The 18,815-nt window shown below is 71.5% G+C and carries 15 protein-coding genes; 7 read left to right on the top strand and 8 right to left on the bottom strand.

Annotated elements, in window-relative coordinates:
* Nucleotides 1–4: 4 nt before the first annotated feature.
* From ACY34K_RS25270 to ACY34K_RS25260, 3 genes are all read right to left on the bottom strand, one after another.
* Nucleotides 5–556 carry an SMI1/KNR4 family protein gene (locus ACY34K_RS25270; protein WP_462750981.1) on the bottom strand — a complete coding sequence of 184 codons (552 nt, stop codon included), beginning with the start codon at nucleotides 554–556 and terminating at the stop codon, nucleotides 5–7.
* Between the two features lie 204 nt (nucleotides 557–760).
* Nucleotides 761–1,804, bottom strand: coding sequence for an alpha/beta hydrolase (locus tag ACY34K_RS25265; RefSeq protein ID WP_462751086.1), 1,044 nt, complete (start codon nucleotides 1,802–1,804; stop codon nucleotides 761–763).
* A gap of 83 nt (nucleotides 1,805–1,887) precedes the next feature.
* On the bottom strand, nucleotides 1,888–4,413 hold the full coding sequence (locus tag ACY34K_RS25260) for a penicillin acylase family protein (protein WP_462750979.1): 2,526 nt from the start codon (nucleotides 4,411–4,413) through the stop codon (nucleotides 1,888–1,890).
* A gap of 301 nt (nucleotides 4,414–4,714) precedes the next feature.
* Between ACY34K_RS25260 and ACY34K_RS25255 the strand changes: the two genes are divergently transcribed.
* From ACY34K_RS25255 to ACY34K_RS25230, 6 genes are all read left to right on the top strand, one after another.
* Nucleotides 4,715–6,232, top strand: coding sequence for a peptidoglycan DD-metalloendopeptidase family protein (locus ACY34K_RS25255; protein ID WP_462750977.1), 1,518 nt, complete (start codon nucleotides 4,715–4,717; stop codon nucleotides 6,230–6,232).
* Nucleotides 6,233–6,320: 88 nt separating this feature from the next.
* A complete protein-coding gene (locus ACY34K_RS25250) occupies nucleotides 6,321–8,351 on the top strand; it encodes a family 43 glycosylhydrolase (protein ID WP_462750975.1) in 2,031 nt (676 codons plus the stop codon).
* A 496-nt stretch (nucleotides 8,352–8,847) separates the two neighbouring features.
* Entirely contained in the window at nucleotides 8,848–9,654 is an 807-nt protein-coding gene (locus ACY34K_RS25245) for an FHA domain-containing protein (RefSeq protein WP_462750973.1), read from the top strand.
* Nucleotides 9,651–11,084: a serine/threonine-protein kinase gene (locus ACY34K_RS25240; RefSeq protein ID WP_462750971.1), complete on the top strand. Its 1,434-nt coding sequence runs from the start codon at nucleotides 9,651–9,653 to the stop codon at nucleotides 11,082–11,084. The genes ACY34K_RS25245 and ACY34K_RS25240 overlap by 4 nt, the downstream gene beginning before the upstream one ends.
* A 79-nt stretch (nucleotides 11,085–11,163) precedes the next feature.
* Nucleotides 11,164–12,270, top strand: coding sequence for a baeRF2 domain-containing protein (locus tag ACY34K_RS25235; RefSeq protein WP_462750969.1), 1,107 nt, complete (start codon nucleotides 11,164–11,166; stop codon nucleotides 12,268–12,270).
* A gap of 594 nt (nucleotides 12,271–12,864) precedes the next feature.
* The gene (locus ACY34K_RS25230; protein WP_462750967.1) at nucleotides 12,865–13,596 is read left to right on the top strand and encodes a dienelactone hydrolase family protein; all 732 of its coding nucleotides are present in this window, start codon (nucleotides 12,865–12,867) and stop codon (nucleotides 13,594–13,596) included.
* Nucleotides 13,597–13,658: 62 nt separating this feature from the next.
* On the opposite strand, the gene ACY34K_RS25225 is transcribed toward ACY34K_RS25230, so the two are convergent.
* Nucleotides 13,659–14,237 carry a TetR/AcrR family transcriptional regulator gene (locus ACY34K_RS25225; RefSeq protein ID WP_462750965.1) on the bottom strand — a complete coding sequence of 193 codons (579 nt, stop codon included), beginning with the start codon at nucleotides 14,235–14,237 and terminating at the stop codon, nucleotides 13,659–13,661.
* A gap of 62 nt (nucleotides 14,238–14,299) precedes the next feature.
* On the opposite strand from ACY34K_RS25225, the gene ACY34K_RS25220 reads away from it, so the two are divergent.
* The gene (locus ACY34K_RS25220; protein WP_462750963.1) at nucleotides 14,300–14,707 is read left to right on the top strand and encodes a DUF6463 family protein; all 408 of its coding nucleotides are present in this window, start codon (nucleotides 14,300–14,302) and stop codon (nucleotides 14,705–14,707) included.
* Here ACY34K_RS25220 and ACY34K_RS25215 read toward each other — a convergent pair.
* The 4 genes from ACY34K_RS25215 to ACY34K_RS25200 all read right to left on the bottom strand — a co-directional run.
* Nucleotides 14,649–15,311 carry a DUF6193 family natural product biosynthesis protein gene (locus ACY34K_RS25215; protein ID WP_462750961.1) on the bottom strand — a complete coding sequence of 221 codons (663 nt, stop codon included), beginning with the start codon at nucleotides 15,309–15,311 and terminating at the stop codon, nucleotides 14,649–14,651. The genes ACY34K_RS25220 and ACY34K_RS25215 overlap by 59 nt on opposite strands.
* A 55-nt stretch (nucleotides 15,312–15,366) precedes the next feature.
* Nucleotides 15,367–16,302: an AraC family transcriptional regulator gene (locus tag ACY34K_RS25210; RefSeq protein ID WP_462750959.1), complete on the bottom strand. Its 936-nt coding sequence runs from the start codon at nucleotides 16,300–16,302 to the stop codon at nucleotides 15,367–15,369.
* A gap of 56 nt (nucleotides 16,303–16,358) precedes the next feature.
* Nucleotides 16,359–17,285, bottom strand: a complete 927-nt coding sequence (locus ACY34K_RS25205) for an NADP-dependent oxidoreductase (RefSeq protein ID WP_462750957.1) — start codon at nucleotides 17,283–17,285, stop codon at nucleotides 16,359–16,361.
* 329 nt (nucleotides 17,286–17,614) lie between these two features.
* On the bottom strand, nucleotides 17,615–18,815 hold a 1,201-nt coding region (locus ACY34K_RS25200; RefSeq protein WP_462750955.1), incomplete at its 5' end, for a WD40 repeat domain-containing protein.

Here is an 18,815-nt window from a genome sequence, read left to right as displayed (position 1 = left end):
GGGTTCAGGGGCGCTGCAGCCATGTCGTGTACCAAGCGCGGAAACCGGGGCTCGCGGGGGTGAAGCCGCCCCAGTCCGGGTCGATCCGCCAGATCTCGCCCGCGTGCGGGCCGGTCAGGATCAGACGGATGTACATGCCGCAGCCCTCTTCGGCCAGCATGAGCGTGCCCGGGGTCACGTCACCGGTGGGTACGTTGATCCGGCCGGCCAGGGGTTCGGTGAGAGGAAACGGCGCGGCGAGCCGCCCGGGCAGCCGGTCTTCGGCCCACTCGTCGTCCACGGCCCAGTCGTCCTCAGCCTCCGCGCGCGGACGGGTCAACGGCATCAACCCGTGGGCGGGGCCTGCGGGGCCGTTGCCCACCCGCCCGACGAAGGAGCGGTAATCGGCCGGCAGATCGATGCCGTGGGCGTCTTCGAACACCCTGATCTCCGCCTCCGGCAGCGGGGGCTCCAACATGTACCGATGCGTGGCCGCCCCAAAGCGCGCCTGCTCCGGGTCCCGCGCCGCCAGCTCCCGTATCCGGGCGCGCACGCCTCCCTCGTCCCAGCGCTCCATCCGGCGACCCTAACAACCCGGAGGGGTCGACCGAATCACCGATGGCGTGCTGTGCTCCGGCGGTTCTCTCCGGTGCGCACCGGAAGCCTCTCCTGACGCCGCCTCCAGCCCGGCCCGTACGTGACGAAGGCGCCCGCCGTCGGCCCCCGGACCGCACGAGCGGTGGACGGGGGCCGACGGCGGGCGCTTGAACGTGCGGGAGCGTCAGGCGGCGAAGGACCTCTCCAAGCGCGGGATCAGGTCCCGGAGGTCCTGTTCCCAGCAGCCGGCGTTGTGGCCGCCGTTGCACTGGGTGCCCCAGCCGGAGCCGTCGCCGTAGTTGACGTAGTAGTAGGACATGCCCAGGGCGTCCATGCCGGCCTTGACGTTCTTGGCCGCGCCGGCGACCCAGAACTCCGGCTCCAAGGGTGAGCCGCCTCCGTCGCCCACGTAGATGGAGACCCCTACTCCGCCCTTGGCGAGCCTGTCCATGTGCTGCGACGGGTCGACCTCGTTCCAGCGCCAGTCGGCGTTGAACACCGGGTACGGCGAACCGAACGCCGCGTCACTGTCCACCGCGGGCTTGTACGGGGATTCGTTGGGGTCGCAGGATCCGGACGAGGAGCCGCAGATCGCGCCGGTCGCGTCGATGAGGGAGGCGACGACGGCGAACCGCAGGTCCATGGACCGGGCCGAGAAGTCGATGTCTCCCGACAGGGACGCGGTCTGGCTGAACAGGTCGGGACGGGCCTGGGCGTAGTGGAAGGCTCCGAAGCCGCCCATGGAGACGCCGGCGATGGCCCTCGCCTTCTTGGTGGCGATGGTGCGAAGGTTCGCGTCGATGAACGGGATCACCTGCTTGAGGTGGAAGTTCTCCCAGTTCTGGGCACCGGCCGCGGTCTTCTGGTTGAGCCAGTTGGCGTACCAGCCCCGTGCGCCGCCGTCCGGGATGACCGTGATCATCTGGTCCGAGATGGTCAGGGCAGGGTAGTTCTGCTGGATCGGGTCATCGGGCGATCCATGCAGGAAGTACAGCACGGGGTAGCGCCTGCCCGGGTCGTCGTAGTAGCCCCTCGGCAGAATGATCTTGATGTGCTGCTCACCCGCGACCTCGGGCGTGGTTACGGTGAGGTAGAAGTTGGTGGCGGTTCCTTGCGCCGTGCCGACCTGGGTCAGGCCGAAGCCGTTCGTCATCGGCGGCGGCGTGGTGCCGCCGTCGGTCGCCTGCGCCGACGCCGCCGGCGCGACCATGGCCACGGTGGCGATCATCCACGCCACCGCCAGTCGCCACCAGTTCGATCTCCCTGTCACAGCGTGCCTCCTGGTGAATCTCGTGAGTGTTATCGGCATGCTCAGTCCAGAACCTTGATCCGCAACTCCGGTGAGGCCGCGATCTGCTCCTCGGTGAACCGCTCGGTCACCCATTGGCCCGCCGAGAAGAGCTTGGTCTGATCGGCGTAGTGCGGTGAGTTCGGGTTGGCCGACTGGGAGTAGGCCATGACGGAGTACGCCTCGGGCGGTCCCTCGGTGGTGAACCGCACCTGCTGGATGAAGCTGGAGCCGAAGACGATGTCCAGCTTTCCGTCGACCTGGCCGGGAGTGATCACGTTCAGTACGCCCAGTTCGCCGATCGAGCCGTGGATCGGGATCTGCTCTTGGCCGCGCGTGACCTTCTGGATGTCCGACAGGGGCGCGTTCAGCGGCACGCCCGCCTTGCGCAGCGCGTGGACCGCCCGGGCCAGCGCGTCGCGGACGGCGGAGTTGCCGGAATCGAGCGAGTTGGGCGTGTGGACCGGGTCCTTGGGGTCGAATGCGACCCGCCACGGCAGTTTGTCGATCGACTGGCCGCCTTGCAGGCGGACCCAGAAGTTCGCGAACAGCCAGGATCCCCGGCTGTCCGCCGTGTAGTTGTGGTCCTTCCAGGCGGCCAGGACCGGGCATGCCTCGCTCACGTTGACGAGGTTGCCGTCCACCAGGACGAGCCCGAAGGGGGCGCCTTGGCAGGCCGCCACCGTCGCGTTGAGGGTCAGGTCGGCCGCCCTGCTGTTGTCGGCGAACAGCAACGTGCCCATGGTCTCCGGTGTGAAGCCCTTGCCCGGCAGGCCGTCGGTGCCGTTGATCCGGTTCCGCGCGGTCAGGATCAGCTCCTGGGTCCGCAGCGACCTGGGCGTCGCGGCGTCGCCCATCACCTGGGGGAAGGAAAGCGGCTGGTCGGGGTGGGCCAGCCAGGCGCTGTCGTTGGCGTTGCCCGCGAAGTCGGACCGGATGAGGCGCGGCTGCTTGTGCGGGGCCAGCAGCCCTGGCGCGACCGCGTTCGGGTCGTTGGGCCAGTCGCACGCGCTGCGCTTGCCGTCGAAGATCGAGACGGGCGGCACGTTCGACGGCCGCAGCCCCGGGTTGAACAGCAGCTGACCGGTCATGGTGAGGCACGACGTGGCGTGCTCGTCGGTGATGTTCGGGGTGGCCTGGATGTCCGCGTACAGGGCGTTGCCCTTGCGGTCGGAGGCGACGGTGTTGAAGAAGGGGACGCCCTGCGTGGCCTCCAGGGTGTTCACGACGTCGTGGACGTCCTTGGCCTGGTCCAGGCGGAACCAGGTGTTCATCGCCCGCAGGTTGTCCATGTTCACGTCGCGCACCGCGTGCGCGCTAACGACCCAGGGCAGGGGGATGCCCTGGATCGAGGTGGTGATCGGTCCGTAGCGGGTGGACCACAGGGTCCTGGTGACCCTGCCCATGGAGCCGTCGGCGTTCCGCACGTCGACACCGACCTGCTGCGAGGTCATCTGCTCCCATTTACCGTCGACGAGGTACTTGGTCGGATTCAGCGGATCCACCTGCACGTCGAACAGTCCGAAGGGAGCGACGGTGGCGACAGTGTGGCTCCAGGCGACGTTGTCGTTGTAGCCGATGTTCACCGCGGGGAGTCCGAGCAGGCTGGCCCCGGAGACGTTGAGCTTTCCCGGGATCGTCAGGTGGCTCTGCCACATCCGGTTCTTGCCCTGCCACGGGAAGTGCGGGTTGGCCAGCAGCATGCCGGTGCCGCCGGACACGCCCTGCGACCCCACCGCCAGGGCGTTGCTGCCCATGCTCTGCCGGTGGCTCGCCGCCAGCGCGTCGCTGATCTTCCTGGCGGTCTCGGCGGCCTTCGCCCTCGCGGCCTTCGGGGTCTTCGAGGTCTTCGGGGCCTTCGCGGCCGCCTCGGGTGAGGAGGCCGGCGGCGCGGCGGCCGACGCGCCCGGGGGTGTGGCGTTCACCATGCCGTCCAGCAGCGCGTCGGCGGTGCCCATGATGATCTCGGCGTGCGCGTGCCGGTAGACGTCCAGCTCCGTGATCGGCCGCACCCAGGCGGCACCACGGCAGACCGGGTCGGTGATGTTGTTCACGCCCGTCTCGGACAGGTACCGGTTGTATCCCCGGACGTAGCCGCGGATGGCTTCTTTCACCTCCGGCTCCGGCCCGTTGGGGGCGGGGAGGGCGAGCAGCCGCTCCACCACCCCGTTGTCCTTGATCCGCTGGAAGTACAGGTCACTGTTGAGATTGGTGGTGGTGTTCTGGTCCTTGCCGGGGCTCGTCTTGCCATCGGGCCCCAGGTGGCGTGAGCGCTGGGCGTTGACCATCAGATAGGTGTCGGCCAGGGTGCAGATGTTGTCCTTGGCCGCCGCGTATCCGTAGCCCGTCCCGAGGCCCTCCCAGTCGGAGGCGGTGATGTGCGGGATTCCGTACTCCGTGTAACGGATCGTCGGCTTGTCCGGCCCCGGTTCGGCGGCGGCCGCTCCGGTGGCCGCGGGCCCGGTGACCGCCGTCGTGCTCATCACCGCCACCGCCACCGCGGCCGCGACCGCCATCGGCAGCCTCGCTCTGTGTCTCCTCCGCGTCATCGAGCCGTCCTTCCCCTGTTCACAGGCCGTCGTCTGAACGCGGCCACGCTAGGGAGGACCGATGAAATCTCGATGATGCGCCGCATCCCAGGGGCGCCGGCGCCGTCCGCCGCTCCGCCCGGCCCTGCGAGGCCGGGGCGAACGGCATAGCCGACGCGCCGACGTCTGTCAGTCCGTCATCTTCCGGGGTCTCCCGCGGCTGTCCCGTTGCTACCTTCCAGACCGCCCGCTCCTCGGCCACGCGGGTATCCCGCACGTCCATCCCATTCACCCCGAGATTGCGAGGGGGGAGGAGCGTCTCGTGCTTGCTGGACTTTCCCGACGCGCACTGGCCTGTGTCCTCGCCGTGGCGGCGGCCCTTCTGCTGCCGGCGCTGGTGCCCGCCGCTCCGGCCGCGGCGCGGACCGCCGCGGCCGCAACCGCGGCGTGCCCGGCCGCCGGTTTCGTGTCCCAGCACTTCCACAGCGGCCACAACGGCGTCGACATCGCCAACAATGTCGGGACGCCGATCCACGCCGTGGGCGACGGTGAGGTGACCATCTCCGGGCGCGAGCCCGGCTACGGCCAGTGGATCCGGGTCCAGCACCCCGACGGGAGGATCTCCGAGTACGGGCACATGTCCCGGCGGGACGTCTCCGTCGGTGACCGTGTCGCGGCAGGTCAGCAGATCGCCCTGATGGGCTCTGAGGGGCAGTCCACCGGCCCCCACCTCCATCTGCGGATCTGGGGCGACCGGTCCGCCTCCTACGGCATCGACCCCGAGGTCTACCTCGCCGAGCGCGGCGTCGTGCTGCCCTGCACTCCGGGCAACGGCCCGCGGCCCCGGCCGCTTGTGTATCCGGCGGAGTCGGGCCGGGTGGTGTCCGCGCGGTCGGCGGACGGGCGTCTCGAGGTGTTCGCCGCCGGAGCCGACGGCATCCACCACGCCTGGCAGCAGGAGGTCAACGGCAACTGGTCGGCCTGGGAGGCCCTCGGGGGCCCCGGCAACGCGGAGCTCGCGATCGCGCCCAACGCCGACGGCCGCCTGGAGCTGTTCGCCCTCAACGGCAGCACCTTCCAGCACCGCTGGCAGCTGAGCCCGTCCGGTGGCTGGTCGAACTGGGAATCCTTCGGCGGTGGCGGCCGGGACACCGCGGCAGGTGTCAACGCCGACGGCCGTATCGAGGTCTACGCGTCCGGCCCGGTCGGGCTCTTCCACCGTTATCAGCTGGCCCCGAACGGCGGCTGGTCGGAGTGGGAGCCCACCGGCGGCGGCCCCACCGACAGCCGCGTGGAGATGGAGAAGTCGCCCGACGGGCGTCTGGAGGTCTTCGCCCTCAACGGCGACACCTTCCAGCACCGGTACCAGACGGCCCCCAACGGCGGCTGGTCCCCGTGGGGCGCCTTCGGCGTGGGAGGCCGCGACCTGACCGTCGACCACAATGCCGACGGCCGCCTGGAGGTCTTCGCCTCCGGACCGGTCGGCGTCTTCCACAAATACCAGACCAGCCCCGCCAGTTGGTCCGAATGGGAGCCGACCGGCGGCCCCGCCGACTCCCAGCTCACCAGCGAGCGTACCCCCGACGGGCGCGTGGAGGTCTTCGCCATGAACGGCAGCACCGCCATGCACATGTGGCAGAGCGCCGTCAACGCGCCCTACAGCGACTGGGCCGCCTTCGGAACCGGCGGGACCGAAGTCACCGCCGCCACCAACGCCGACGGCCGGATCGAGATCTTCGGCACGAGCCACGCCGGCACCTTCCACAAATGGCAGACCGGCTTCACCACCTGGTCCGAATGGAGCTGGGTCAACGACACCCCCGGCCCCACCCACAACTGACCCTCTCCCCCCACCCCTCGATCTGTCCCGTGGTCGGCTGTGCCCCGTACGGCGCGCGGCCGACCAGGCGATCCCTCTGGAGTGACTCGTGCTACCGATCAGCAGACGGAGCCTGTTGCGCGGTGTCGCGGGGGCGGGCGTCCTCCCGTTCCTGGGCGCCGGCCCGGCCGGCGCCGCGGCCTCCGAGGCGGCCCTGGCCCCGCACTGGGCCGGTGCGGGACCCTTCACGTACGTCTACGATCCGTCCACCCCGGCCGGCCCGCGCTACCTCAACGACCACACGCTGATCAAGGCTCAGGGCCGCTGGCACCTGTTCGGCATCGTCGGGGACAGCGCGCCGCGCGGCGAGGCCCCGGACAGCTCGGCGGAGATCACCTTCGCCCACGCCTCCGCGGCGAGCCCGCACGGGCCGTGGACCACTCACGCCGACGCGCTCACCGTCGACCCGTCCTATTTCGGCGAGGAACACCTGTGGGCGCCGCACGTCGTCGAGGCCGACGGCACGTACTGGATGTTCTACGCCGCGGGCGGCGGGAGCGGCGCCGCGATCAACCTCGCCACCTCGACCGACCTGTTCACCTGGACCCGGGAGCCGTCCGGCCCGCTGTTCCGGGGGCTCGCCGCGCGTGACCCCATGGTGCTGCGGGTCGGCGGCGAGTGGGTCATGTACTACACAGAACTCTCGGGCGAGGGTGGCCACCATGTCGTGGCCTACCGGCGTTCCGCCGATCTGCTGCACTGGAGCGAGCCGGGCGTGGCGTTCACCGACGCGAGCACGGACGCGACCGTCTCGGTCACCGAGTCGCCGTGCGTCGTCGAACGGGACGGCTGGTACTACCTGTTCATCGGACCCCGCAACGGCTACGAGGGCACCGACGTACTGGCGTCGCGGGACCCCTTTCACTTCGAACTGGCCGGGTACGCGGGACATGTGGCCGGTCACGCCGTCGAGGTCGTGCGCGACGGGGAGGCGTGGTACGCCGGCGCCGCGGGCTGGTTCCGCCACGGGCTGTACGTGGCTCCCCTCTACTGGCGGGACACGCCACCGCCGTGGCAGAGCCCCGACAACCCGGTGGCCGGCCTGGATGTGCACGGCCGGCTGACGGTCTTCGCGCTCGACGCCACCGACCGCTCGATGCTGCGGCGCGTCCAGACCGATCCGTACGCCGACACCTGGTCGGAGTGGGAGTCCTTCGGGGGGCCGGCCGGCGCGGTACCCACCCTCGGCCGCAACGTCAGCGGCAGGCTCGAGGTGTTCTCCCTCGCCCCGGGCGGCGTCAACCTGCACCACCGGGTGCAGCGGCCGGACGGTGGCTGGCACGCCTGGGAGGAGTTCGGCGGCCCGGCCGGGGCAGCCCCTGCCGTCGCCCGGGACGCCGACGGCCGGCTGGAGGTGTTCGCCCTGAGCCCCGGCGGCGCCTCCGTCGCGCGGCGCCGGCAGAGTGCGCCCGGATCCCTGAGCTGGGATCCGTGGGAGCCCGGCTTCGGCGGGTCGGCGGGCGCGCCACCGGTGGTCGCGGCGAACGCGGACGGCCGGCTGGAGGTGTTCGCCCTCTCCCCCGGCGGCTCCGGGATCTACCACCGCTGGCAGCAGGCGCCCGGCGGCCCGTGGACCGCGGGGTGGCACCGGTTCGGCACCGCGGCCGGCGCCGCGCCTCGGGTTGCCAGGGACGGCAGCGGCCGGCTCGCCGTCGCCGCGATCGGTCCGTCGGGCGTGGGGGCCTTCGCCCGGCGTCAGGCCGTGCCGAGCGGTGGCTGGGACGACTGGCTGGGGCTGTTCGGCTGGAGCGCCGCCGCCCCGGCGTTCGCCGCCAACGCCGACGGCCGGCTGGAGGCGTTCTCCGTCACGCCCGGGGGCGCCCGGCTGGGCCACCGCTGGCAGGTCGCTCCGGGCGGGGACTGGCATCCCGGCGGCGAGTTCGGTGAGCCCGGCATCAGGCTCGTCGCCACACCCACTGCCACGCTCGACTCCACCGGGCGGCTGCACGTCTTCGCCGTCACGGTCGCGGGCGGGATACGGACCCGCGTCCAGGACCGGCCGAGCGGCGGGTGGCAACCATGGACGGCCTTCGGCGACCGCAGGGTCGCGCCTCTCGTGCCGGGCAGTCCCGCTCTGTGAGCGACAGGGTGCGGATCTCGCCAAGTGAACGGGGACATCAGTGTTTCGTGGGCACCGGGAAGTCGCCCGGCACGCCGGTTCCTTCCCTGCCCGCACGGTGACTTTCCCCACCTTGCGCGACACGGAACGAGGCATGCGCACCCGGCACGGGAGGACACCTCCCGCCCCGGGCCGTCCGCGGCGGCAGGCCGTTGCCCCGGTGCCTCGGCCGGACCCCCGGGCCGAACACCGGGCAGAGACCCGGAAACAGCCTCAAATCGGTGCCCCTGGCACGGAACCGTGGTGACCTGAGGCACAGCGAACGGCGCGCCCCGCCCAGCACGTCTCAGACGCCCGGGTGAGAGCGGTCCGTGAACCTCCTCGGCCCCATGCGACGGGCCGGCCCCGCCCCGTCGGCGGTCCCGGTGAAGTGGCCGAAGTACGCCGGTGAACTCTGGTGACCCGTGAGTATCGTTCCGCTCGTCCGGCAAGTGCGACGTGGAGAACGGGGGGTGCGGTGAGCGGCGTAGTGGTCCATCTGCCGCAGGGAGGCGGTGGCGCCGACGGCGGCGAACCGCACGGTGACGCGGTGACGTTACGGCTCGGCCCCGGCGAGGTCGCCCGCTTCGGACGGGGCTCCGCGACGGTTCCCGTGGAGCTCCGTCTCGCCGACCCCGCGATCTCCCGGCTCGCCGGGGAGATCCGCGTGACCGACGACCACTGGCAGCTGACGAACCACAGCACCACCCACAGCTATCTCGTGGAGAATCCGGAGGGAGCGGGGGAATACCTGAGGGTTCCGCCGCGACGGGTCGGGGCGCCCATCCCGTTCGAGTTCTCCCGCGTCGTGCTGCCGACCCGCGGTGACGCCCCCGTCTCCTTCCAGGTGTTCGCCCCCGACCACCTCTACCTCGACCCGGAGGCGGGCGTGCCATGGGGAACCAGCACGGTAACCGCGTACTCCCTGGACGAGACGGCCACGTACTTCCTGGTCCTGGTCGCACTCTGCGAACCGCGCCTGCGTGACCAGTCCCGCGTGGCGGTCCCCACCACTCCCCAGATCGTCGAGCGGCTCAGCGGCCACGTCACCAGCGGCACGCTGACCGCGCGGGCGGTCAGCTCGCACATCGACTACCTCGCCGAGGAGAAGCTGCGCATCGGCGTCGCGGACGCCCACGAACCCGGCAAGGGCGACCGCCGCAACGGCAAGCGGGAAGAGATCGTCGGGCTCGCGCTGCGGTTCGGGCTCGTACGGGAAGAGCACCTCGCGCTGCTGCCGCCTCTGACCGGGGCCGGCGGGCGGGAGCGGCCGGCAGCACGATGACACCGCCGCACGGCCATGGGGACACCGCGGAACACGACCGCGCCGACCTGCTCCCACCCGGCTGTCAGGTGGGCGACTGGGTGGTCACCGAGCTGATCGGGGCCGGAGGCTGGTCCACCGTCTACGCGGCGCGGCCTGCCGACGGGGACCGGGGCGGAACCGGTGACGCCCGCGCGGGCCGGTCCTCGCGACCCGCCGACGTCGCGCTCAAGATCATGCCGACCGCGGGGCTCGCGCCGCGACAGGCGCGCAGGATCGTGGAGTCCGCCCGCCGCGAGGTCGAGCTCGGGCGCAGGGCCGGACATCCCCGGCTGATCGGTCTCCTGGAGTCGTTCGTTCTCGCCGCACCCGACCGTCCCTCCCTGGAGGGCGCGATCGTCCTGGTCATGGAGCGGGCCGCGGGCAGTCTGCGGGAACTCGTCGACGCGGGCGTGCCCGAGGCCGATCGCGCACGGCTGATCGCCGGAATCTGCGAGGGACTCTCACATCTCCACCGGTCGGGCTGGGTCCACGCGGATCTCAAGCCGGAGAACATTCTCCTGGGCCGGGACCGGTCCGTGAAGCTGTCGGACTTCGGCCTCGCCACCGAGCTGACGGGGACCCACGGCTACGCGCCGCCCATGGGCACGTTGGACTACCTGCCGCCCGAGCGCTGGAAGGCGCCCCTCGGCGAACTGGGCGTGCGGGTCCGGCCGACCGCCGACATCTGGGCCCTGGGCATCCTCATTCACGAGGTCTTCGCCTCGGGAGCCTCGCCGTTCCCGGGCGCCACACCGATGGCGCGGGGCGCCGCGGTCCAGGAGTACGGCGAGGGGCGTGCCCCGCTGCGCATGGACCATGCCGTGCCGCCGTTCTGGCGCGCGCTGATCGCCGACTGCCTCGCCCCGACCCACGCGGCGCGCGCCCCGCACACCGCCGAGAGCCTGCTCGCTCGTATCACCGCCCAGCGGGAGACGCCCGGGGCGGGGCGGCTGCGGGGCCGGGCCCGCGCCGCCGTCCTCGCCACCGCGCTGTGCGGGGTTGCCGGCGCGGCCCTGTGTTCGGACGCGGTACGGGCGGGCTCGTCCGCACAGTCCGGCCGTACGGGCGCCGCGGTCGGCACCGTCCGGGTGTTCAACGCGGAGCGGGGCTGTCAGGAGCGGGTCGACCGGGACCGGCAGTGCAGTCTGGGCCTGGCGATCGACCCCGCGCAGCCCTACACCGCGGAGAACGTCGTACCGACCAGGGTGTGGCACGGCGACGTCCTCACCGTGGACTGCGAGCTGCCCGACGGCCAGCCCATCATCGACGAGGAGGACCAGCGGTCCACCCACTGGTACCGCGTCCACCTCCCGCCCGGCTCCGCGCCCCCCGCGGCCTGGCTCCCTGCCGTACGGACCAGGGAACGGCCGGCGCTGCCTGAGTGCCCGCACCCCCCGGCCGTGCGCTGACGCACCTCGACGCGCATCGACGAACGTCGCGCATCATCGAAGGTGGGGGGTGGGTGAGGAGCGTCGATGAGGAGTGGCGATGAGGCTGTCGTTCCTTGAGCCCCTCTACGCGGAGCCGGGCCCGTTCGCCTCCGTGTACCTGGACACCTCCCGGGACGTCGAGCATCCCGAGCGGGCGATCGCGCTGCGCTGGGGGCGGCTGCGCGAGAGTCTGTCCCGCCAGGGCGCGGACGGGGCGCTGCTGAACGTCCTGGAGGAGGTGGTCGGTGCCGACGCGGAGGTACCGGGCATGCACGGTCAGGCGATATTCGCCGCCCACGGCACGCTCGTCCTGGACGACGAGCTGCCCAGGCCGCCCGAGCGCGACTCCGCGCGCTACAGCACCCTGCCGGAGGCGATGCCCCTCGTCGCCCAGCACGTTCCGGAGATCCCCTATCTGGCCGTGGTCGTCCACTACAGGGGCCTTCCGACGGCTGAGACTCACGGCTGGGTGACCCTGGAGGCGGAGACAGGTACCTGGCCCGCGTCGAATGTCACCCCGGGTGAGCGGCTGCACCACAGGGTCGCGGTGGCGACCTGGCACCGCGCCTGCCTCCGGCTCGGCCACCTGCTGGACGAACGGGCGCGGCGCGCCCATGCCGACGCCGTCGTCGTGGGCGGGGACGAGTGGGCGTGCAACGTCCTGGTCCGCCGCCTGCCGCACACCCTGCGGGACAAGGCCGTCCGCGTCGCAGGCCGGAGCCCCACCGACACCGGGCGCGCCCTGCTGGAGCCGCAGCTGGACGCCGTGCTGCGCGGCCACATCGCCGCCCACGATCGGGACCTGGTGGACCTGTTCATCAGCCGGCGCGCCCTGGACGGTCCCGTCACGGAGGGGCTTGCCGCCACCGTCGCCGCACTCCAGCGCGGCCAGGTCGCGGCACTGCTGCTGAACCGAGCGCCCCGGTCCTCGCTGCGGCTCTGGACGGGCTCCCGGCCCACTCAGCTCGCCCTGACGGAGGCGGAGCTGATCTCCTTCGGCGTGCGGGCCCCGCGTGAGGAACCCGCCGACGAGGTCCTCGTCCGGGCCCTCGTCGGCACCGGCGCCGAGCTGGTCGTCGTACCGGAGAGCGGGCTGAGGCTGTACGAGGGCGTGGGCGCCGTGCTGCGGTACGCCGACCCGGGGACCTCGGCGGGGGTCCGGTGACCGATCACCCTGTTCGGCCGAGCCGCCCACCCGGCAGGGCGGCTCGTGCGTGGAACGGCCCGCCGGGAGGCTGCTCAGCACGGCCCGGTGGGTCTGCGGGGCGGCGGGACGGCCCGGAGCAGCTCCCACCGGCAGGTCCAACTCCAGCCATTCGGCGAGCTGTCCGCCGCCTTCACCGGTGCCCGCGTGCCGCACGGCACCGGACGGACGCAGGCCGACTGTGCACGACGATGTCGGCGTCGCCGCGCACCTTGCCGGTCGCGTCGAGCAGCAGGGCGGGGCGCTGACGGCCGGCACGCCCGGGACCCGCTGCCGGCCCACGACGCTCCGCAACGGGGCGGTCGGGACAGGGGCGTTGGCGCCCTCGGCGATGTGCGTCCTACGGCACATGGTGACAGTGAAGGCGGTGTGAACAAAAGATCTTCGGCGTGGAGTCGGTACCTTGGAGCGCGACCCCCGCGTGGTACGTTCGACGCCGCCGTGCGCTGCTTCGAACTGAGGAGGTGAGACCGATCAACGCTGTGACGTGTCGGGCCTCCCTCCTTCGCATGGCCCAGGGAGTGCCCGAAGGCATCCCGAAAGGCTTCCAACGCTATGCGCTTCACCTCTGAGACGTCCTCCGACGGCGTCCGCGAACAGCTCTTCACCCTCGGCGAGATCCCCGGCGTGCTGTGGACGCCGGAAGGTGCTCCCGGTACGCGCCCCCTGATCGTGATGGGACACGGCGGCGGTCAGCACAAGAAGGCCCCCGGCATCCTTGCCCGTGCGCGCCGCTTCGTGGCCGAGTGCGGTTTCGCGGTGGTGGCGGTCGACGTGCCCGGCCATGGTGACCGGCCGATGGACGAGAAGTACAACCGGATCGCGACCGAGAACCAGGCTCGTGTGGAGGCCGGGGAAGAGCTGGCTCCGCTGATCGCCCGCTTCCAGGCGCTCGTGGCCGGCCAGACCGTCCCGGAATGGCAGGCGGTGCTCGGCGCGGTTCAGGAGCTCGATCATGTCGGCGCCGGGCCGGTGGGTTACTGGGGCGTCTCGCTGGGGTGCGGACTGGGGGTTCCGTTCGTTGCCGCCGAACCCCGGGTCCGTGCCGCGGTGCTGGGGCTGGGCGGGGCCTTGGCCTCGGCCGAGGATGCCGCGCGGATCACCGTCCCGGTGGAGTTCCTGGTGCAGTGGGACGACGAGCGGGTGCCGCGCGAGCAGAGCCTGGCGCTGTTCGACGCGTTGGCCTCGGCGGAGAAGACGCTGCATGCCAACCCCGGCAAGCACGGGGAGATCCCGGTGTTCGAGATGGACAGCGCGCTGAGGTTCTTCTCCCGGCACCTCGGCTGATCCCACCGCCGCCTGCGGTCTGCGACACGCCGATCGGACCTCGTGTCCGATCGGCGCGCCTCTCATGCCGTGGGCGGCGCGGGGGTGGTCAGCGCCGTGTGGAGCAGTGCGCCCAGCTGCTGGGGTAGCGTCTCCGGCGTGCGGTTCTGCATGTAGACAACGGCGAAGACCGGCCCGGACACCAGGGCGTGCACCAGGGCCACATCCGGTGCGACGGTCAACTCCCCCCGCGCGACGGCCCGGTCGAGGAGCCGGCCGATCCCCAGCTTCTGGCGCGTGACCATGGTGTCCTCGAAGCGCGCGGCCAGCTCCGGAGAGCCGGCGATGTCGCCCATCAGCCCGGGGATCGCGGCGGCCGCGGCCGGGTTGGTCATATGGTCCACGATCTCCTGCACCAGCGCGGTCAGATCCCCGAGCAGCGTGCCGGTGTCGGGCGGCGCCGGCAGGTCGGCGCCGTGCACGGCCGCCGCGAAGACCATCTCCTGCTTGGTGGCGTGGCGCCGGTAGATCGCGGCCTTGCCGATCCCGGCACGCTCGGCCACGGCGTCCATGGTGAGTCCGGCGTATCCGCTCTCGGCCAGCAGTTCGCGCGTGGCGGTCAGAATCGCCTCGTCCACGCGGGAGTCTCGGGGTCGTGCCATGCGGTCCATGTTACGGTACCGATAGTTTCGGAACTATTGGTTTCGTAAAGGGGAGGTCCGTCATGACGCGCTGGGCTGGGTGGGCCCTGCAGGCGTTGGGAGCGCTGCACATGGTGGTGCTGGGGGTGCAGAACACGCAGTACTTCGGCGACTGGTTGACCGGCGCGCTGTGGAACCTGCCGCGTGAGGAGTTCGTACACCCCGCCGGTGCCGCCGGCGCTTTCTGGGTCTCGATCGGCAGTTTCGCGCTGCCGCTGATCCTGCTCGGCGCACTCGTCCTGAGCCTGGCGCGCCGCGAGGTGCGGGTTCCGCCGTCCATCGGATGGGCCCTCGCCGCCTGGGCGTCCGTGGGAGCGGCCATCATGGAGCCGACGCCGATGATCCTGGTTCTGGTGCCGGCCGTCCTGCTGATCAGGGCCGGTCAGGATCGGCCGGCGGCCTCCCGCCAGGTGTGGTCGGACGGCAGCTGACGCACCGCCACCGCCACGGCCTCCTGCGCTGTGGCGCAGCGCCGTGGTCTTGGCCGCCGATGCCCCTGCCCACTCCGTACGTGCCGTCGCTGTTCGCGCTCACGCACGGTCCGACGACGGTCAGGTCCGGGCGGGTGGTGGTCGAGAAGCGCAATGCCCAGTGGCTGGTGAACGGATAGAGGGCGCGCAGGACCGGCTCGGCGTATGCCGCCTCGATGAGGGCTTGGTCTTGGTACGTCGGCTGCCAGGCGGCTCCAGGTCGGCCGCCTCCTGGCGCATGCCCCGCCCTTCGGACTCGGGCAAGCGGGCGGGATCGTTGTCGGGCACCTCGAACCGGCCCGTCAGACGGACGAAGGGTGCCGCCTGCCGGATGTCCTCGAGGGCCGCTCCGTCGTGCCACGCACGGGCGGCCCTTGCGGCCTGCAGGTGGTTCTTCACCGTCTTGCCCTCCGGGACCTTCTGGAAGAACACCCTTGGCTCCTTGCCGTCCGGGTCTGCTGATGGGCGGTGCCGCGGCGGTCGCTCGCGGCGACGGGGCAGGAACCGGCGCGGCCCGGCCCGCGGTTCGGTGCCGGCGGGCCGCATGCGGTGGAGTCGAGGGCATGCGGCTGCTCCGGCCGTCACCCATTCGTCCTGGCGTCGCTGCCCGTGACCGCAGGTCAGGCCGCGCGCGCCTCACGCCGGTAACCGCCCGGGGCCTGCCCGTACTCGCGCTTGAAGGCCTTGGCGAAGGCGTACTCGGAGCCGTAACCGGTGCGCGCGGCGACCGCGGACAGCGGGTCCTCGGACTCTCGAAGGAGCCGTGCGGCGGTCGTCATGCGCCAGCGGGTCAGATACGTCATGGGTGGCTCGCCGACCAGGTCGTTGAACCGGCGGGCGAAAGCCGCACGGGAGAGGCCCGCGCGGGCGGCCAGCGACTCCACGGTCCACTGGGCGCCCGGCTTCGCGTGAATGGCAGCCAGGGCCGGCGCGACCGCCGTGTCACCGAGCGCGGCCGCCCAGCCCCTGGCCTGCGCGGCCGGACCCTGCTCCAGCCAGGCGCGCAGGATGTACAGGAGCAGCGAGTCGATCAGCGCGGGCACGATGCCGGCCGAGCCCGGCCGCGGCTGCTCCAGCTCCGCGCGCAACAGCTGTATCGCGGAGGCGAGTTCGGGATGACGGACAGGGTTCGCGGGCAGATGGATGATCTCCGGTAGCTGTCGTACGAGGGGGTGCGGACGGGCCTGGTCGAGGTGGTAGTTCCCGCACAGCAGGTTGGTACGGGCACCGTCGCCGCCGACGGTGACCGTGCCGAGCGGGGAGCCCGGACTGAACTGGGACTCCCGCTCGACCTCGGCCGGGGTGTCGGGGTGGTCGGCCAGGATGTGCCCGCGCCCGTCCCGCAGGAAGACCACGTCGCCCGGTCCCAGCGGGAGGGACGGCTGCGGCGCCGCGTCCTCCAGTGGGACGAGCCAGCACGTACCCGACAACACCACGTGGAACCCCGCCCCGGCCACGGGGGGCAGCCGCAGTCCAAAGGGTGCCCGTCCGGTGGTCCGCACGGAGACCGGTCGGCCGGTACGCATCGAGGCCAGCACCTCGGTGAGGATGTCCAACTCCCGCCCCTCTCCGCAGATCTCCCGGTTCTCCTCCGCACTCTAACCCGCCCTGCTCAGGCCACTGTCAGGACGACCTTGCCGCGGGTGCGGCCCGAACCGACCAGTTCATGGGCCTTCGCCGTCTGTTCGAGCGGAAGCGTCGCGGAGACGTGCGGGCGGATGCGGCCTGCGTCGATCAGGGCCGCGATCGCCTCCAGAGAGGCGTAGTCCGGTTCGACCGAGATCCCGGCGAAGTGGCGGCCCTCGTCCTCGACGCGGGCGGCGAGTTCGGTGTTCCAGTGCTCCATGATGCTGACCAGGGTGCCGCCGGGCTTCAAAACGCTCAGCGCACGCTCGCCCTCGGAGCTGGAGTCGAAGACGACGTCGACGTCCTTGACCGCTTCGGTGTAGTCGGTGGTGCGGTAGTCGATGATCTCGTCCGCCCCGAGTTCGCGGACGAAATCGTGGTTGGCGGCGCTCGCCAGGGCTGTGACGTGGGCGCCGCGCGCCTTGGCGATCTGCACCGCGAAGTGGCCGACGCCACCGGCCGCCCGGTGGATCAACACCCGCTGCCCTTCGGCGACCCGGGCGGCGTCGACCAGGCCCTGCCAGGCGGTGAGGGCGGCCAGCGGCACGGCGGCGGCCTGCACGTGGTCGAGCGTCGCGGGCTTGCGGGCCACCTGGCGCGAGGGCACGGCCACGTAGTCGGCGTAGCCGGTGGCGGCTCGCGGGAAGAACGGCATGCCGAAGACCTCGTCGCCGACCTTGAAGCGAGCACCCGGTCCGGCTTCCTCGACGACACCGGAGATGTCCCAGCCCACACCGAACGGCGGCTCGCCGAGCAGCGGGTAGGCACCGGAGCGCACCGCCACATCAACCGGGTTGACGCCGCTCGCGTGCACGCGGACCAGGACCTCGCCGCCGAGCGGGGCGGGCTTGTCCCTCTCGGCGAGCTCCAGGACCTCGGGGCCGCCGAAGGACTTCTGGATGACAGCACGCATGCTGAACTCCCTTGCACAGTCGTGGAATCGGGGCGAGCGCCCCTCGTCTGCCTCCACATTAGGAAGATCGAACGAGCCACTGAATATCCTCCAGTCTTAGAAAGATGTCCGAGCGTCCACAGCGCCAAGAGGGAGGAGACAGTCTGATCGCAACGCTCGCCGCGTGCAGCGGGTGCGCGCTCACCGCCGAGACCGCTCTTCCGGCGCACTTCGCCGCTCCCTGCCCCGGCCGTCAACACCTCCACGGCGGTCGATGGCGTGCATCGTCACGTCACGGGCCTGCGTGAAGCAGTACCTGACGTTTTCACCTTCGCGTCCGGACCCCGCCCTCACCGACTGGAGGGACCAACCACGGTGGGGTGATCATGCTGTGGCGCCGGCGCCCTGCGAGACCACGGCCCGGCCACGGAAGCGAAACGGCGCGCCTGAGGCCATCGCCGCGGGCGACTGGGGCGCCACCGAGCCTGGCTGTCCTTGCTGCAGGCGGCTGGTCCGCGTATGGCCCGGATCTTGGTCGGCACGGAGTGGGCCCTCTGACCGATGGCCCGTGGCGGCGGCGAGTCGGCACACGAACGGGCGGCGGGTACGACGCACTGCTCCACTACTTTTGAGTCAGATCCCTGGCTGCGTCGGGGCATCTGCCAGAGCAGGACCGAGTCCTTGGCTTCATTGGTGATCGCCATGTTGAGGCCGATCGCCACGGTCTTGCCGTCCGGGCTGACGGTCACCGCCTCGACCTGGTTGGGGCACTCGTAGCTGCCGACTTCTTTCCCAGCGACCGTGTCCCACACGCTGAGGGTCGAGCCGGCGCCGCTGACCAGGAGGCGTCCCTGCGGATGGAACGCGAGGGACGTGGCCGAGCCCTTGAACCGGATGACTTCCGAGCGGGATTCGGTGTTCCATAGCGCGATATGACCGCCGACGTCGTAGGCGAGGAGGCTCCCGTCCGGGCTGAACACGGCGACCTTGGCGTTTCTGCTGCCCTTGACCGGGCCGGTGGACTTGCCCACGGGAGTCAGGGTCTCCAGGGAGTGCCAGCCGCTGACCAGCATTTCACCGTCGCCGCGGAACGCCACGGGGCCGCCGAGTTCGTTCGTGGGGACGCTCGTGTGCTTGCCGGACGGCAGGTCCCAGAGGTGCAGGCCCTCCCCGGTGCTCGCGGCCAGCCTCTTACCGTCCGCTGATCGCCAGGCCGTGGGCCAGCCCTTCTGAGTCGTGCCACTCTCGGTGGACAGCGTGAACGTGTGCACGATCTTGCCGGTGGTCGTGTCCCAGATGCGGACCCTGCCTTCCTCCGCTCTGACCAGGAAGCTGAGATCCCGGCTGAACACCACGTCCTGCAGGTACCTCTGGGCGCCGATGTGGACCGGGCCGCCTGCCCCGGTGCTCGGATTCCAGCGCCAGGTGGTGTTCTTGTCGGCGCCGTACAGCTGCTGGCCATCCTTGCTGAAGGCGAGCGTCCGCCCGTCTTCGAGGCCCTTGAGGAGAATGACCTCTTCGGTTCCGTCCGGCATCGAAGCGCCCGGCAGG

The sequence above is a fragment of the Streptomyces sp. STAM6 genome (genome assembly GCF_054963715.1).
The sequence above is the reverse complement of the archived record's forward strand: the minus strand, read 5'-3'. Positions and strand labels throughout refer to the sequence as shown.